Source organism: Gemella haemolysans ATCC 10379, assembly GCF_000173915.1.
GTDB classification, from domain to species: Bacteria; Bacillota; Bacilli; order Staphylococcales; family Gemellaceae; genus Gemella; species Gemella haemolysans.
Genome location: NZ_ACDZ02000001.1, coordinates 1 through 17,653, shown reverse-complemented (window position 1 = coordinate 17,653; position 17,653 = coordinate 1). Strand labels below are relative to the sequence as shown.

The 17,653-nt window shown below is 33.5% G+C and carries 12 protein-coding genes and 3 rRNA genes; all 15 read left to right on the top strand.

The window, feature by feature from the left end; genetic code table 11:
• Window positions 1-890 (top strand): 16S ribosomal RNA (locus GEMHA0001_RS00075); the annotation flags it as partial.
• Window positions 891-1,099: 209 nt separating this feature from the next.
• Window positions 1,100-3,980: ribosomal RNA gene (locus GEMHA0001_RS00070) — 23S ribosomal RNA — on the top strand.
• A 72-nt stretch (window positions 3,981-4,052) separates the two neighbouring features.
• Window positions 4,053-4,167 (top strand): 5S ribosomal RNA (rrf, locus tag GEMHA0001_RS00065).
• Window positions 4,168-4,284: 117 nt separating this feature from the next.
• Window positions 4,285-5,280 carry a hypothetical protein gene (locus tag GEMHA0001_RS00060; protein WP_003143913.1) on the top strand — a complete coding sequence of 332 codons (996 nt, stop codon included), beginning with the start codon at window positions 4,285-4,287 and terminating at the stop codon, window positions 5,278-5,280.
• Window positions 5,273-6,640 carry a replication initiation and membrane attachment family protein gene (locus GEMHA0001_RS00055; RefSeq protein WP_003143924.1) on the top strand — a complete coding sequence of 456 codons (1,368 nt, stop codon included), beginning with the start codon at window positions 5,273-5,275 and terminating at the stop codon, window positions 6,638-6,640. The genes GEMHA0001_RS00060 and GEMHA0001_RS00055 overlap by 8 nt, the downstream gene beginning before the upstream one ends.
• Window positions 6,640-7,524 (top strand): primosomal protein DnaI, encoded by an 885-nt coding sequence (dnaI, locus tag GEMHA0001_RS00050; RefSeq protein ID WP_003143923.1) that lies wholly within the window; start codon window positions 6,640-6,642, stop codon window positions 7,522-7,524. The genes GEMHA0001_RS00055 and dnaI overlap by 1 nt, the downstream gene beginning before the upstream one ends.
• A gap of 150 nt (window positions 7,525-7,674) precedes the next feature.
• Window positions 7,675-8,106 carry a division/cell wall cluster transcriptional repressor MraZ gene (gene mraZ / locus GEMHA0001_RS00045; protein WP_003143916.1) on the top strand — a complete coding sequence of 144 codons (432 nt, stop codon included), beginning with the start codon at window positions 7,675-7,677 and terminating at the stop codon, window positions 8,104-8,106.
• An 11-nt stretch (window positions 8,107-8,117) separates the two neighbouring features.
• Window positions 8,118-9,053, top strand: coding sequence for a 16S rRNA (cytosine(1402)-N(4))-methyltransferase RsmH (gene rsmH, locus GEMHA0001_RS00040; protein WP_003143921.1), 936 nt, complete (start codon window positions 8,118-8,120; stop codon window positions 9,051-9,053).
• Window positions 9,054-9,068: 15 nt separating this feature from the next.
• Window positions 9,069-9,395 carry a hypothetical protein gene (locus GEMHA0001_RS00035; protein WP_003143925.1) on the top strand — a complete coding sequence of 109 codons (327 nt, stop codon included), beginning with the start codon at window positions 9,069-9,071 and terminating at the stop codon, window positions 9,393-9,395.
• Between the two features lie 39 nt (window positions 9,396-9,434).
• Window positions 9,435-11,594 carry a penicillin-binding transpeptidase domain-containing protein gene (locus tag GEMHA0001_RS00030; protein WP_233445917.1) on the top strand — a complete coding sequence of 720 codons (2,160 nt, stop codon included), beginning with the start codon at window positions 9,435-9,437 and terminating at the stop codon, window positions 11,592-11,594.
• A 9-nt stretch (window positions 11,595-11,603) separates the two neighbouring features.
• Window positions 11,604-12,587: a phospho-N-acetylmuramoyl-pentapeptide-transferase gene (gene mraY, locus GEMHA0001_RS00025; RefSeq protein WP_003143918.1), complete on the top strand. Its 984-nt coding sequence runs from the start codon at window positions 11,604-11,606 to the stop codon at window positions 12,585-12,587.
• Window position 12,588: 1 nt separating this feature from the next.
• A complete protein-coding gene (gene murD / locus GEMHA0001_RS00020) occupies window positions 12,589-13,929 on the top strand; it encodes a UDP-N-acetylmuramoyl-L-alanine--D-glutamate ligase (protein WP_003143919.1) in 1,341 nt (446 codons plus the stop codon).
• A gap of 5 nt (window positions 13,930-13,934) precedes the next feature.
• Complete coding sequence (locus GEMHA0001_RS00015; RefSeq protein ID WP_003143914.1) at window positions 13,935-14,900, top strand: cell division protein FtsQ/DivIB; 966 nt, start codon at window positions 13,935-13,937, stop codon at window positions 14,898-14,900.
• A 231-nt stretch (window positions 14,901-15,131) separates the two neighbouring features.
• Window positions 15,132-16,508, top strand: a complete 1,377-nt coding sequence (gene ftsA, locus GEMHA0001_RS00010) for a cell division protein FtsA (RefSeq protein ID WP_224207455.1) — start codon at window positions 15,132-15,134, stop codon at window positions 16,506-16,508.
• 20 nt (window positions 16,509-16,528) lie between these two features.
• Window positions 16,529-17,620 (top strand): cell division protein FtsZ, encoded by a 1,092-nt coding sequence (gene ftsZ / locus GEMHA0001_RS00005; protein ID WP_003143912.1) that lies wholly within the window; start codon window positions 16,529-16,531, stop codon window positions 17,618-17,620.
• The last annotated feature ends 33 nt before the right edge of the window (window positions 17,621-17,653 follow it).

The window sequence follows — 17,653 nt, the reverse complement described above, 5'->3', positions numbered from 1 at the left end:
CAGGAGAGAAAAGTGGAATTCCTAGTGTAGCGGTGAAATGCGTAGAGATTAGGAGGAACACCAGTGGCGAAGGCGGCTTTTTGGCCTGTAACTGACACTGAGGCGCGAAAGCGTGGGGAGCAAACAGGATTAGATACCCTGGTAGTCCACGCCGTAAACGATGAGTGCTAAGTGTTGGTCTCATAAGAGATCAGTGCTGCAGCTAACGCATTAAGCACTCCGCCTGGGGAGTACGACCGCAAGGTTGAAACTCAAAGGAATTGACGGGGACCCGCACAAGCGGTGGAGCATGTGGTTTAATTCGAAGCAACGCGAAGAACCTTACCAAGTCTTGACATACTGTGAGGACACAAGAGATTGTGTTGTTCTGACCTTTGGTTAGACACAGATACAGGTGGTGCATGGTTGTCGTCAGCTCGTGTCGTGAGATGTTGGGTTAAGTCCCGCAACGAGCGCAACCCTTATATCTAGTTGCCAGCAGTAAGATGGGGACTCTAGATAGACTGCCAGTGATAAACTGGAGGAAGGTGGGGATGACGTCAAATCATCATGCCCCTTATGACTTGGGCTACACACGTGCTACAATGGATAGGAACAAAGAGAAGCGAGCTCGCGAGAGTAAGCAAACCTCACAAAACTATTCTCAGTTCGGATTGTAGTCTGCAACTCGACTACATGAAGCTGGAATCGCTAGTAATCGCGAATCAGAATGTCGCGGTGAATACGTTCCCGGGTCTTGTACACACCGCCCGTCACACCACGAGAGTTTGTAACACCCGAAGACGGTGGCCTAACCTTTTAGGAGGGAGCCGGTCACGGTGGGACAGATGATTGGGGTGAAGTCGTAACAAGGTAGCCGTATCGGAAGGTGCGGCTGGATCACCTCCTTTCTAAGGATAAGGAATACGTTGATAATTCGTTTAGTTTTGAGTGTTCAAACACTCAAGCACAATGAAAACTGAATATATATATTAGATCAAAAATAATTTTCTATAAAGTAAAAGAAACAGATTTACAAAACCGAGAAAAAAGTAAGTAAGTTGTAAAAACTTATTCACAAAGAGTTCAAGGAAAAGAACGAAGCGTAAAAGCTACACACGATTAAGTAGTAAAGGGCGCACGGAGGATGCCTTGGCACTAGGAGCCGATGAAGGACGTGACAAACGACGAAATGCTACGGGGAGCTGTAAGTAAGCAAAGAGCCGTAGATATCCGAATGGGGGAACCCACCGCTTTTAAAAGGGCGGTACGCGAAAGCGAGGTAACGCAGGGAACTGAAACATCTAAGTACCTGTAGGAAGAGAAAGAAAAATCGATTTCCTGAGTAGCGGCGAGCGAAAAGGAAAGAGCCCAAACCAATGTGCTTGCATATTGGGGTTGTAGGACTCTCAACAAAGTGTATGACAAAGTATAGTAGAACTAGCTGGAAAGTTAGACCGTAGAAGGTAAAAGTCCTGTATACGAAATGCTAAGTTGGCGCGAGAGAGCACCTGAGTACGGCGGAACACGAGGAATTCCGTCGGAATCTACCAGGACCATCTGGTAAGGCTAAATACTACCTAGTGACCGATAGTGAACCAGTACCGTGAGGGAAAGGTGAAAAGAACCCCGGGAGGGGAGTGAAAGAGAACCTGAAACCGTGTGCTTACAAGTAGTCAGAGCCCCTTGAGGGTGATGGCGTGCCTTTTGTAGAATGAACCGGCGAGTTACTTTATCATGCGAGGTTAAGTGGAAGACATGGAGCCGCAGCGAAAGCGAGTCTTAATAGGGCGAAATAGTATGATGGAGTAGACCCGAAACCAAGTGATCTACCCATGGCCAGGTTGAAGTTTAGGTAACACTGAATGGAGGACCGAACCAGGACACGTTGAAAAGTGTTTGGATGAGCTGTGGGTAGCGGAGAAATTCCAATCGAACTTGGAAATAGCTGGTTCTCTCCGAAATAGCTTTAGGGCTAGCCTCGTTGTGAGTTTACTGGAGGTAGAGCACTGTTTGGACTAGGGGCCCATCCCGGGTTACCGAATTCAGACAAACTCCGAATGCCAGATAAATATCAACGGGAGTCAGACTGCGGGTGATAAGGTTCGTAGTCGAAAGGGAAACAGCCCAGACCGCCAGCTAAGGTCCCAAATTGTATGTTAAGTGGAAAAGGATGTGATGATGCACAGACAACCAGGATGTTGGCTTAGAAGCAGCCACCATTTAAAGAGTGCGTAATAGCTCACTGGTCGAGTGACATCGCGCCGAAAATGTACCGGGGCTAAACATACAACCGAAGCTGCGGATATAACTAATGTTATATGGTAGGAGAGCGTTCTAACATCGTAGAAGCCGAGCTGTAAGGCGAGGTGGAGAGGTTAGAAGTGAGAATGCCGGTGTGAGTAGCGAAAGATAGGTGAGAATCCTATCCACCGAATGACTAAGGTTTCCAGAGGAAGGCTCGTCCGCTCTGGGTAAGTCGGGACCTAAGGTGAAGCCGAATGGTGAAGCCGATGGACAACAGGTAGAAATTCCTGTACCACCAAATATCGTTTGAGAGAAGTGGGGACAGAGGAGGCTAATTGATCGTCCTGATGGAATAGGACGTCTAAGCACAAAGGTTGAGTAGTAGGCAAATCCGCTGCTCATAAGACTGAAGTGTGATGGGGAGCGAAATATAGTAGCGAAGTCAATGAAGCCAAACTCTCAAGAAAAGCCGCTATCGAGATAAGAGGTGCCCGTACCGCAAACCGACACAGGTAGTTGGGAAGAGAATTCTAAGGTGAGCGAGAGAACCATCGTTAAGGAACTCGGCAAAATGACCCCGTAACTTCGGGAGAAGGGGTGCCTACGAGAGTAGGCCGCAGTGAATAGGCCCAAGCGACTGTTTAACAAAAACACAGGTCTCTGCAAAACCGTAAGGTGAAGTATAGGGGCTGACGCCTGCCCGGTGCTGGAAGGTTAAGAGGAGTGCTTAGCGTAAGCGAAGGTATGAATTGAAGCCCCAGTAAACGGCGGCCGTAACTATAACGGTCCTAAGGTAGCGAAATTCCTTGTCGGGTAAGTTCCGACCCGCACGAAAGGCGTAACGATTTGGGCACTGTCTCAACGATGGACTCGGTGAAATCATAGTACCTGTGAAGATGCAGGTTACCCGCGACAGGACGGAAAGACCCCATGGAGCTTTACTGTAGCTTGATATTGAATTTTGATGCAGTATGTACAGGATAGGTAGGAGCCAGAGAATCATGCACGCCAGTGTATGAGGAGGCGTTGTTGGGATACTACCCTTGCTGTATTGAAATTCTAACCCTCGGCGTAGAAGACCGGGAGACAGTGTCAGGTGGCAGTTTGACTGGGGCGGTCGCCTCCCAAAGAGTAACGGAGGCGTTCAAAGGTTCCCTCAGAATGGTTGGAAATCATTTGCAGAGTGTAAAGGCACAAGGGAGCTTGACTGTGAGACCTACAAGTCGAGCAGGTGCGAAAGCAGGACTTAGTGATCCGGTGGTTCCGCATGGAAGGGCCATCGCTCAACGGATAAAAGCTACCCTGGGGATAACAGGCTTATCTCCCCCAAGAGTCCACATCGACGGGGAGGTTTGGCACCTCGATGTCGGCTCATCGCATCCTGGGGCTGTAGTCGGTCCCAAGGGTTGGGCTGTTCGCCCATTAAAGCGGTACGCGAGCTGGGTTCAGAACGTCGTGAGACAGTTCGGTCCCTATCCGTCGTGGGCGTAGGAAATTTGAGAGGAGCTGTCCTTAGTACGAGAGGACCGGGATGGACGTATCAATGGTGTACCAGTTGTCACGCCAGTGGCATAGCTGGGTAGCTAAATACGGAAGGGATAAGAGCTGAAAGCATCTAAGCATGAAGCCCCCCTCGAGATGAGATTTCCCACGGATATTAAGACCCCTTGAAGACGACAAGGAGAATAGGTTAGGAGTGTAAGCACGGTAACGTGTTCAGCTGACTAATACTAATAGGTCGAGGACTTAATCAAGTGAAAGTTCTTTAGAAAAGTAACTGTTGACAAAAAGAAAAAAGATGATATAATATGTATATGAAGTTTTCGTCTGGTGGCGATAGCGAAGAGGACACACCTGTACCCATACCGAACACAGAAGTTAAGCTCTTTAGCGTCGAATGTAGTTGGGCTTACGCCCTGTGAGACTAGAACGTTGCCAGGCAACAGTGAGAGCCTTCCTTTTGGAAGGTTCTTTTTTATATTATTCTTACATATATTTTGATTTTATTTTCAAAATAGAGTATCATAAAGTAGTAATATTTTTTTGGAGGTTTAGGGAATGTTTTATTTAGAAGATGAAAAAACATTAGTGTTAACTGGTGAAAATAAGAAAGACATTTTAAGTGCGTTAAAATTAATTAACAATATATCTAATAATAAGAACATAAAAGTTGCATATATTAAAATCTTAGGAAAAGTATTAGAATTTAACAAAGCTATAGAAAATTATTATCATTCACAAAAACCTGGATATAATGCGGTTTATCAAGAAAGAATTGATAATTTTGATAATAGTCGTGATGAGTTTAAGCGTATTAAAGCATCGTTAAAACCAGATTTTGATGATGATAATTTTGTTGAAGAATTAGAAAAAGAATTTAACTTAATTCTTAATAGAATTGAAAGTAGAATTTCTATAATTTTTGAAGAAGAGCAGCAGTATAATTTTAATAATTATTTAATTACACTTATTGAAAAAGAAAATCTTGACGAATTTATTTGGTTAAATACTATTTATAATATTTATAAAGAAGGTAAGAGCTTGAATAGTATTGTTCATGATTATTTAAAATTGAGTGATGTTGAATTTTCAGATCTTTATAAGATTTATTTATTCGTTACGGATTATAATATTAACAAGTTATTATTAAAAAATGAATCTAAGATAATTAATAATGACTACTTAGAAAATCATGATATTTTCTTTGATTACATGTATAAGCTTATAGATGATTTAAGAACCTTTGTAACAAAAAATGATAAGAAGAATATTCTTAGTTTTTCAACTATTATTGACAGTCATACTAATATTAGTACTCCTAATAAAGAAGAATTTCTTGACTCTGTATATAAAGTGTTTAATTTCCTAAGAGCACTTTATGAGAATGATAATGCAAAACTATTATTAGATAATATTTATCCTATTTTAGTAAAATCTTTCTTTGCACCACTTCGAAACGATGACAAAATTAAGTACGATTATAATCAGAATTTTATATATGCATTAGAGTATACTCAAATAATTATTGAAGTAATGGATGATAATCATGAATAATAGGTTTTCTGTTAAAGATTATTATTGTGTTTATAATGATTTTGACACATCAAAACGAAGTAAAGAGTTACATAATTTGTATTTACCATTAATTGGTAATGACGCAGTAAGCCTTTATACTTTTTTTGGTAGTAAGATGCTAAGTGATAAAAATCTATCTAAAAGTTATTTGCATTATGATATACTTGATAATCTAGGTTTATCAGATAATAAGTTCTTAATTGCAAGAAAAAAATTAGAAGCTTTAGGTTTAATACAGTCACTGTATTTTGATAATAATGGTGTCGGACAGTTTATATACAAGATAAAAGAGGCATTAAGTTTTGAAGAGTTTTTTAATACACCAGTTCTTGCAAAATTATTAGAGAACACATTGGGGTCTAGTAATTATTCTGAATTGGTAAATTATTATTCTTTAGATAAAGTAAGCTTTAAGAGCTTTGAGGATATTTCAGCAAAATTTTCTGATGTTTTCCGTTTAGAAAATCTAAATGATTTCAGTTTTGATTATATAGCAAGCAAAAGTGTTAATGGGCCAAACTTTGATGAATATTTCTTTGATTTTGATAAATTAAATTTCTATTTAGCTAATAGTTACCTAACAGATGTAATATCAAATTCAGAAGTGAAAAATAGAATTTTAGGTTTAGCTCATATTTATAAAATGTCTCCAGAAGATATGGCTAGTGCCATAGAAAAGTCTGTAGAAATTTCTAATGGAACTAGCGAGATTAATATTAATGTTCTTAGTGATTATATCACTCAACTAAATGTTAATGTTAGAAAACAAGAAGTACCGACTCTTGATCGTATGATAAATAAAAATCTTGTTGGTGAAAAAGAAGAGCAGTTAACTGAAGATGAAAAATTCGCTAAAGAAGTTGATAACACTAATTTTGTAGAATATTTAAATAAGCAGGTAGGAATAGTACTCTCTAAAATAGATGCTAAAAATATTGAAGAGTTACAAAGTAAGTATAATTTTCCTACCGGTGTACTAAATATATTATTAGAGTATTCTATTAAGCAAAGTGGTAAAAATTCAATACCACATATAAACTATATAGACAAAATTGCAAGTACATGGAGTGCTCAAAAATTATTTGGAGCTAAAGATGCTATAGATTTTGTTAGATCTAATAGAAATCAGAAAACTAAAGCTTTTAGCACTAATAAGAGTCCGCAAAAATCTTATTCAAATAATCGAAAATCAAATCATGCTCCGTTTCCTGAATATTTACAAAGTAGGCAAAATAGCTTTAATCAATCAAAAAAGGAAGAAGACAGAGTAGTTACAAAAGAAGATGAGGATACTTTTAAAGATTTGATGAAAGTATTATATAATAAAGGGGATGTATAATGAAAAAATTATCCAACATAGTATCAAGTAATACAGAAAATTCATTTAAGAAGTTTATCACAGAAAAAGTTCTGAGTGATGTAGAGATAATTAAGTTTATTCGTGATAATAACTTTTCTAAAATTGACGTTGAAAATAATCTTGAAAAATTTTATCAATATTATATTTCAAAAGATACACTATTGAATATCGAACATAGGCCTAAATTGGTTTGTAGTGATAAAGAGGTTAATATACTTTATCAAGAGACTGATGAATATAAACAAAAAGTTGAAAACCAAAAAACATCGAATAGAATCAAGACAGAATTTATTCCAAAGAGAGTATTAACATATACATTTGATAATTTGTCCAAGAATAGTAAGAAATCTAGATTAGCAATAGAAATTGTAAACACTTGTATGAGTATCCTTAGTAAACAAAGTACAAGAGGTGCCTATATATATGGACCAACAGGAACTGGAAAGACATATTTGATGGGGTGTATTTATAATTATTTCAAACAGAATGGTAAAGAACCAGCAATTTTATACTATCCTGAATTTATTAGAAAAATAAAATCAAAGATTAGTAATAACAGTTATGATTTATATATTGATCTTATAAGAGATGAAGAAATTCTTATCATTGACGATATAGGTGCTGAAAATATTACGGAGTTTATTCGTGATGAGGTGCTTGGCCCAATTATTAATCATAGAGAAGCAGAAAAATTACCAACATTTTTCTCATCTAATTTAAGTATAGATGATTTAGCAGAATTGTTATCTAATGGAAGAACAACAGTGGATAAAACAAAGGCTTTAAGAATAGTAGAAAGAATACATTCTTTAAGTGCTTCTCACTTCTTAGATGGTGAGAATGAAAGAGAATATTATAATTAAAAGAAGAAGCATTTTTAAACATTTTAGTTTATAAATGCTTCTTCTTTTTTTTTTATGGTGAAAAAATCAAAAAAATTCATTTTTTTTTAGAAATTAGTGGAAAAAAGTGGGGAAATGTGGTAAATTATAAAGGTAAGGTGGTGAGAAGTAGTGTTTATTGGTCAATACAATAATAAAATGGATGCCAAAGGAAGGCTTAGTATTCCAATAAAGTTCAGAGATGAACTAGGTGAAAAATTTATTATCACAAGAGGTCTAGACTCTTGTTTATTTGGCTATTCACTACAAGAGTGGCAAAAGGTGGAAAGTAAGATTAAATCACTACCTATCACTAAGAAAAATGCTCGTACTTTCCAACGTTTCTTCTTTTCTGGAGCCACTGAAGTTGAAATAGATAAACAAGGAAGAATTAATATTCCAAACGCCCTTATAGAGCACGCTTTTTTAGATAAGGAGTGTGTTGTAAATGGTTTATCAAATAGGATAGAAATATGGGATAAGACTCGCTGGGAAGATTTACTTGTTGAAAGTGAAGCTAGCGTAGAAGAAATAGCAGAAGAATTAGAAGATTTTGATTTTTAGGATGGATGAAAATGTTTAAACATTATAGTGTATTATTAAATGAAGCTGTAGAAGGCTTAGATATAAAAGAAGACGGTATATATGTAGACTGTACTCTTGGTGGAGCAGGGCATAGTTTAGAAATTTTAAAGCGATTAAAAAATGGTAAACTATATGCATTTGATCAAGATAATGTTGCATTAGAAAATGCCAAAGAAAAATTAGCTGAATACAGTGATAAAGTTGTCTTTATTAAATCTAATTTTGTTAATTTAAAAGAAAAATTAGCAGAGCATGGTGTAAATGAAGTGGATGGAGTTCTTTATGATTTAGGAGTTTCTTCACCACAATTAGATACACCCGAAAGAGGTTTTAGTTATAACTATGATACTAGATTGGACATGCGTATGGATACTGATGCAAAAATTAGTGCATATGAAGTCGTTAATGAATATAGTTATCATGATTTAGTAAAAATATTTTATCGTTATGGAGAAGAAAATTTCTCTAAGCAAATAGCGAGAAATATTGAAAAAAAACGTGAGCAAAAACCTATAGAAACTACTTTTGAATTAGTAGAAATTATAAAAGAATCTATCCCTGCTGCTAAAAGAAGAACTGGTGGACATCCAGCAAAAAGAGTATTTCAAGCAATTCGTATTGCTGTAAATAATGAATTATCTGTATTCGAAGACTCATTAGAACAAGCAATAGATATCGTTAGTGTAGGTGGAAGAATATCTGTAATTACCTTCCATTCTCTAGAAGACAGAATTTGTAAACAGATATTTAATTCTTATTCTAAATCAAAGGATATTCCAAAAAACCTTCCTATTATGCCAGAAGAAAGTTTATCTAAATTAAAAGTAATTACAAGAAAACCTATATATCCTAGTGATATTGAATTAGAAGAAAATAATAGATCTAGAAGTGCAAAATTAAGAGTTGCACAAGTTCAGACGAAATAGAGGGGAGGAAAGAAAATGGCTACACTAAAGGTATATAGTCGTGAATATGGAGTAAGAAAAGTACAAGAGAAAGTAAAGTTCAATTTACTAGAAAAAACTGCGTACGGAGTTTTTGTAGGAGTTATTTTACTTGCTAACGTAGTTATGTTAAACTATAAAGGAGAGATTTATTCACTACGAAGTGCTCAACAAAAAAACGATATTGTAATATCAGAAAAACAAAAAAATAATAATGAACAAAAAGTTATGATAAACAATCTATCATCTTACGAAAGAGTTAAAAAAATTGCTGAGACGGTAGGAATGAAAACTCAAAAAGATAGTATAAAGGTAGTGAGATAATTGATAAAACTTTTTAAGAAAATATTAACTTTAAAGTTTTTGGAAGATAGAAGAAGTTTAGAAAGAAAAGATTATATCTCTCGAGAAAGAACAAAAATTGTATTTTTTCTAATTTTTGTTTTTTTCTTTGTATGGATATTAATATTAAATATAGGACAAATGATGCTAATTGGAACTGTAAGGGGACATAATCTTTCTGAATTAGCAGATAAAAAGTATAAGATAGATAGTAGTTTACAACCAAATCGTGGGAAAATCTTTGATAGAAATGGAAATATACTTGCCGATAATATAGAATCTTACAAGTTAGTAGCGGTAGTTTCAGATAAGGCTACAGAGGATGAAACAAATCCACGACATGTTGTAGATATTAACAAAACAGCAGAAGAGCTATCTAAATTTATTAAATTAGATAAAAACAAAATAAAAGATATACTTAGTAAACAAGGAGTATATCAAGTAGAATTTGGAACTGCTGGTAAAGATATAAGTGTAGAAGATAAAAAGAAAATTGAAGAGTTGAAATTACCAGGTATTGAATTTATAGCGACAACAAAAAGATATTATCCAAATGGAAGTATGCTTGGAAACTTTTTAGGTTTTGCTCAAAATTCCCCAGATAGTGATCTGATTACTGGTCGTTTAGGTGTTGAAAAGACTTTTGATTATTATCTAAGAGGTAAAGAAGGGCATATTACTTATGCTAAAGATGCATGGGGGAAAATCGTTTCTAATATTCCCAAAGTTGAGATTAAACCTGTTGACGGAGCAGATATATATCTAACGATTGATAAGAATATTCAAGGTTTTATAGATAATACACTAAAAGATATTCAAGATAAATATGAACCGGAAAGTGCATTTGCAATAGCTGTTAGTCCAAAAACTGGTGAAATATTAGGATTAGGTCAAACACCTGCATTTAATCCAAATACTCAAGAAAATCTGGCAAGTGCATGGTCAAATATTTTCTATAACTCAGCTTATGAACCTGGTTCAACATTGAAAACATTCACAATGTCAATAATGGTAGAAAATAATATATATAAACCAGATAGTTACTATAGATCTGGTTCATATCAAGTGGAAGACGCTACAATTTTTGACTGGAATAAGATTGGTTGGGGAACAATTACTCAACGTCATGGTTTCCAACAATCTTCAAATACTTTAATGTTAACATTATTAAATGAATTAGGAACAGAGAAATTAAAAACAGGTTTAGAAAACTTTGGATTTGGTAAAAGTACAAATTCATTATATGGTAATGAAGCAACCGGTGATTTAGTATTTAATAATAAAGTTTCAGCTTCAACAACAGTATTTGGACAAGGTAGTACTGTAACTGCTATGCAGATGGTTCAAGCAGAAACAGCAATTTTAAATGATGGACAGATGTTAGCACCATATTTTTTACAAAGAATTCATGACAAAACAATTGACAAAGATGTAAATATCGGGCAAAGAACGGTAGTAGGAACTCCTATTTCTAAACATACGGCAGATATAATGAAAGAGGAATTATATGGAGTTGTAAACGGAACATGGGCCCAAGGTGGTAAAAGATATGCTGTAGACAACTATAGTACGTCAGGGAAAACAGGAACAGCAGAGGTTGTAGATCCGAAGACTGGTACATACTATAATAGTCCATATAAAGTAATGCACTCATTTATAGGATATGCACCTAGTGAAGATCCACAAGTTATCCTATATGTTGGTATTAAATTACCTTCGAAAGAATTGGGTGCAAGTAATGCGAATGGTGCTTCAGAAATCTTTAAACCTATAATGGAAAATACACTTAATTACTTAAATGTTAAGAAGTCAAATGATGATAATATTCTTCAAAGTTATAAAATGGAGAATCTTGTAGGGGAAAATGTTGAGTCGACAATTGTTAATTTACAACAAAAAACTAAAAATATAATAACAATTGGAAGTGGAACTAACGTAATTGGCCAATATCCTTCAGCTGGGAATGTAATAAAACAAGATGAGAGAGTATTTTTATTAGTCTCTGACGAAAATATTATTACCCCTAACTTTACAGGATGGTCGAAAGTAGATGTACTTAACTACGCTAAATTATCTGGATTAGATATTGAAACTGAAGGAAATGGATTTGCTAAACAACAATCTATTCCAGCACAAAGATTTGTGAAAAAAGGGGAAAAGATAAAAATAAAATTTAGTTAGGAGAACGAAATGAGTAATTCAGATACAGTATTTGCTATATCGTTATTACTGGTAGCATATTTTCTGACAGTACTAATGCTACCTAGATTAATAAAATATTTACATGTACTAAAGTTTGGCCAAGCAATCAGAGAAGAAGGGCCACAAAGTCATATGCATAAAAAAGGAACACCTACTATGGGAGGTATTTCGTTTATAATTGCAATAGTTATTTCACTTATAGTGGCTATGTTCTTAGATAGTTCGAATATTAAATACTACGTACTGTTCATTTATACAACTATTTCTTTTTCGATAATAGGATACATAGATGATATGTTAATCGTAGTTAAAAAGAAAAACGATGGATTGGCACCAAGAAAAAAACTAATGCTACAAATTCTATTCTCTGTAATATTTTATATATTAGTAACTTTCATTTACAAAGAGGTTAATTATATACATATTCCAGTATTTGATTATAATTTAAATATTTCATATTTTTATATAATTTTCTTAGTATTTTGGCAAACTGGTTTTTCTAATGCAGTAAATTTAACAGATGGATTAGATGGATTAGCTACTAGCGTAACAATTATTACAACTAGTACATTTGCTTTATTAGCATATAAAGAAAATAACTTCCCTGTATTAGTATTTTGTTTAACAATAGTAGGGGCACTTGTAGGATTTTTATTATTTAATAGAAATCCAGCAAAAATATTTATGGGCGATACTGGATCATTAGCGCTAGGAGGAATTCTAGCTGCCATTTCAGTAATCTTACATAAAGAAGTAGCATTTTTATTTATTGGTTTAGTATACATATTAGAAACATTGTCAGTGATTATTCAAGTAGCATACTTTAAGAAAACTGGTAAAAGAATTTTTAAAATGTCACCATTACATCATCATTTTGAATTGTCAGGTTATGGTGAAGTAAAAACTGTATATATTTTTGTTATTATAGCTGTTATATCTTCAGCTATAGGTTATTTCGTAGGGGTAGTATAAAATGATAAATTTAGAAGATAAAAGAATACTAGTATTAGGATTTGCTAGAAGTGGTTACTCAACTGCAAAAATTTTAAATAAATTAGGTTATAATGTAATCCTAAATGCATTTGATGATCTAAGTACTGATGAAAAAGCTATTGAATTAAAAAACTTAGGTGTAAAAATAGTTGATGGTGGTCATCCGTTAGAATTATTAGATAGTATTGACTTAATAGTTAAAAATCCAGGAATAAAATATGAAATTGAATTTTTACAAAGAGCAATAGAAAAAAATATTGATATTATAACTGAGATAGAATTAGCTAACACACTTTTCAATATTGATATGGTAGCAATTACTGGTACAAATGGAAAAACTACAACTACACAAATGACGTTTGATATACTAAAAGCAGCTAATAAAGATGTCTTTTTAGCAGGAAATATAGGGTATCCTTCTATTGAAGTAGCATATAATCATCCTAATTCTTTAATTATTACTGAAGTATCATCATTCCAATTACAAGGAACTAAGTATTTCAAACCATCGGTAGCGGCGATTACAAACTTAGGCGTTGGTCATTTAGATTATCATGGTAGCGTAGAAAACTATAGAAATGCTAAGAGAAATATCTACAAAAATCAAACCCAAGATGATATTCTAGTTTTAAATATTAAAGAATTAGAAAAGTATGAATTGAGTAAAATAAATTCACAAGTAATTCTTTATGATACAAAAGAAAATTCTGAAGCGGATGTATTTGTAAGAAATAATATAGTAGTGTATAAGGACGTAGAACTATTTGATGTAACAAAAATGTCTCTTCCTGGTCTGCACAATGTAGAAAATGCAATAAATGCAGCATTAATATCATATATAAAAGGTGCATCCATTGAAACAATTCGTGAAGTACTGTATAGTTTTAGTGGAGTAAAACATAGATTGCAATATGTTGGAGAGCATAATGGAGTGAAATTCTATAATGATTCTAAAGCTACAAATCCAGTAGCTACAACTACAGCACTTTCTGGATTTGAGAAAAATATAATATTAGTTTGTGGAGGGAAAGATAGAGGAATTGATTTTAAGGAATTAGTACCATTCTTCCCGAGAATTAAAGCAATGGTTGTTGTTGGAGAAAGTAAAGAAATACTATATGACTTAGCAACTACTAATGGATTAGATTGTCATAAAGCGACGAAGGTTGACGATGCTACAATTTTAGCAAACAAACTTGCTGTAGAAGATGATATAGTTCTATTATCACCAGCATGTGCATCATGGGATCAATATAAATGTTTTGAAGATCGTGGAGATGAATTTATAGCTACGTTTGAAAAGATTAGTCAAGAGGATTAAAAGCGATGAACAAAAAGAATAAGAGGTTACTAGCAAAAATGAATAATGAGAAAAGAAGAAGCTCATTAGAAAAGATTAAAAGAAAAAAAAGAAGAGAATTAATACTCATAGTAACTTTATTTTTAATTGTTATAGCAGTATTTTCACTACTATTTAGTAATTATTTGAAACTGAAAACAATTGAAGTGGAAGGTAATAATCAAATAACTAAAGAAGAAATACTAGAAGCAGGAAATATTAATAATAATTTAAGAACTTGGTCTATAAAAGATGATGAAATTCGTAATAATATACAATCGAGATTCGAAATATTTAAATCCGTAACAGTACAATCGAAATTACCATCAACAATCAAGGTAAAAGTAGAGGAATACAGTTTTATTGCACAAAATAAAAAAGAAGACGGTAGTTTAGAGATAATTATGGAAAATGGTAAACCATATTCAGGAAAAGTAAGAAATAATTATAATTTACCGATTTTAGAAAATTTCAAAGACGATAGAAGTAAACTAGATGAAGTATATAAGAACTTAAATAAATTAAAAGAAGATGTAAGACTACAAATATCTGAAATTATAAATGATGAAGGTGATAATGTTACAATTTATATGAAAGATGGACAAAAAGTAAAAGCTTTAAGAGCAAGTTTTTCTGATAAATTAAATTATTATGATGAAATATCAAAATATATTGAAGATAAAAATAATACAACTTTAAATTTAATAAATGGTGCATATTTAGAAACTGCAAAAACTGAAAAAAGAAGAAATGAAAATATTAAACAATTATTATCTAGACAAGGATTAAAAGATGACTCAACGTCAAAAACAGATAAGGAAAAAGTAGATGACACAGAAAAAGTAGAGAAAAATAACAAAGCTGAAAATTCTACTACAAATTCAAAAGTAGTATCTTCTACTAATAATAAGAATACTAAACAACAATCAGTAATAAATAACAAAAATGAATAGCAAAAAAAGTATCCAGAATTTTGTATTTTGGGTACTTTTTTTATTCAAAAATTGTATAAAATTAAAAAAGTTATTAATTATATTACAAATTGAAAATATTTTAATAAAATTTAATTTTTTTTGGAGTTTTTCATATTTTTTTTTTAAATTTTATGTTATAATTTAGTATGTGTAAATAAAATATGTGTGTATTTACAATTTTATTATAATAACAAAGTTTAAAAGGAAGGAGTGTTTGACTTGAGTTCACAATTGTATACTTCAATAGATCTGGGATCATCTAGTATAAAAGTGATTATAGCAGATGTAGTATATGAAAAATTGAATATACTTGGTGTTGGAGTCGTAAAAACTACGTCTATTAAACGTGGTAACATAATCGATGTAGAATCTGCATCTAGAGATATTCAAAAAGCAATAGATATTGCCAAAAGTGAAGCTAATAAAGACATAAGATCATTATATGTAGCAGTTCCAAGTATACACACTCATATTAAAAAAAGTGTAGCGGAAATTAAATTTGATACAAAACACGATATTGATGGTAGGGATATCGAAGAAGTAATAGAAGAAGCAAAAATTCTACCATTACCACGTGAAAGAGAAGTGGTTCAAGTAATTCCAGATTACTATCGTCTTGATGATATTGAAAATATAAGAAAACCTAAAGGTATGACTGTTCATAATGCTTTTGAAGTAACAGGAAATAGAGTTTTAACTTCTAAAACTCATCTTCACACAATATATAAAAGTATTGAAAATTTACGTCTAGATTGTAATGAGACATTTTGTACTTCTCATGCATTAGGTGAATTATTACTAAACGATGAAGAAAAAGATTATGGTTCAGTAATAATTGATATTGGTGCTGGACTTACAACAGTAAGTTACTTTGAGGACGGAATACTTCAACTATCTCAATCAATAGAATTGGCAGGAGAAGATATTACTCGTACTATCTCAGACGTATTGAATGTTCCCTTAAAGCGTGCTGAAGAGATAAAAGTTACACAAGGACATGCATTTTATGATTTAGCATCGCCACAAGTAATTATTGAATTAGATAATCTAGAACCAGATGAAGAACCATATACTCAAAAAGAATTAGCAGATTATATTGAAGAAATAGTTGAAGAAATAATCTTGCGTTCATTTGATGTTCTTAGAAAAGCTGGAATAAATAGAGTAAAAGGAAATGTAGTACTAACTGGTGGAACAACACTAATGCCAGGAGTATTAGACTTAGCTAAAGATATGCTAAGAAAAATGAATGTTAGAATTGGATCTCCAAAAATAATAGGAGCTAATTCACCAGAACTTTCAGTAGTTGTTGGAACACTAACTAGTAGTTACAAAATTGAATCTTTATTTGGTTACCAAGTAACAGATGAAGTACCAACAGTTAAAAATACAAATTCAACATTTGAAAATGTTTCTGCAGTTCAAGAAATTTCAGTAAACAATTCAAAAGTTGATTCAGCAGTAGTAACTGAACCTCATACAGAAGAGTTAGAGGAAGAAGAGTATTACGAAGAAGAGAAAAAAGAAAAAGAAGATAAGAGCTTCTTTGATAAAATAACTAAAATGTATAATTCGTTTTTTGAATAACAATCAGGAGGAAATAAAGAATGTTTGAAGAATTTGATCAATCAGCAGTAATTAAAGTAGTAGGTGTTGGTGGCGGTGGTGGTAACGCCGTTGACCGAATGGTAGAAAGTGGAATTCAAAATGTTGAATTTATCGCAGTTAATACAGATGCTCAAGCATTAAAACGTTCTAAAGCAGACGTAAGAATTCAAATCGGTGAAAAATTGACTAAAGGTCTTGGAGCTGGAGCTAATCCAGAGGTAGGACGTAAAGCAGCTGAAGAAACTAAAGATAAAATTGAAGAAGCACTAGAAGGAGCAGACATGGTATTCGTTACTTCTGGTATGGGTGGAGGAACTGGTACTGGTGCCGCTCCAATCGTAGCAGGTATTGCTAAAGAATTAGGAGCATTAACAGTAGGTGTTGTTACTCGTCCATTCAACTTTGAAGGTAAAAAACGTCAAGTACAATCTACAGCAGGAATTAACTCACTTAAAGGTGCAGTAGATACACTTATCGTTATTCCTAACGATAGATTATTAGATATCGTTGATAAATCTACTCCAATGATGCAAGCATTTGTTGAAGCAGATAACGTATTACGTCAAGGGGTACAAGGTATTTCTGACTTAATTAACGTATCTGGTACAGTTAACCTTGACTTCGCTGATGTTAAAGCTATTATGGCTGATCAAGGTTCAGCATTAATGGGTATCGGTGTAGCTTCAGGAGAAAACAGAGCTATCGAAGCAGCTAAAAAAGCTATTTCATCTCCATTACTAGAAACTTCAATCGTTGGAGCAAAAGGTGTGTTATTAAACATCACTGGTGGACCATCATTAAGTTTATTTGAAGCTCAAGCAGCTGCAAGTATCGTTCAAGAAGCAAGTGATGATGAAGTAAACATGATCTTCGGTACAGTATTTAACGAAGAGTTAGAGAAAACAGATGAAATCATCGTTACAGTAATCGCTACTGGATTTGAAGAAGATGGAGTAAGTGTTGAAAGAGATATCTTAGCACAACGTCCAGCTCAACCAGAAGCTAGCTCATTCACAAGTGGATACGGTAAAAACGAAGTAGAACAAGAAATGTACCCACGCCCAAGAAGAAGAACAAGAAGAGAAATCTAATAAATAAAAAACGAAAAATCGAGTAATTCTCGA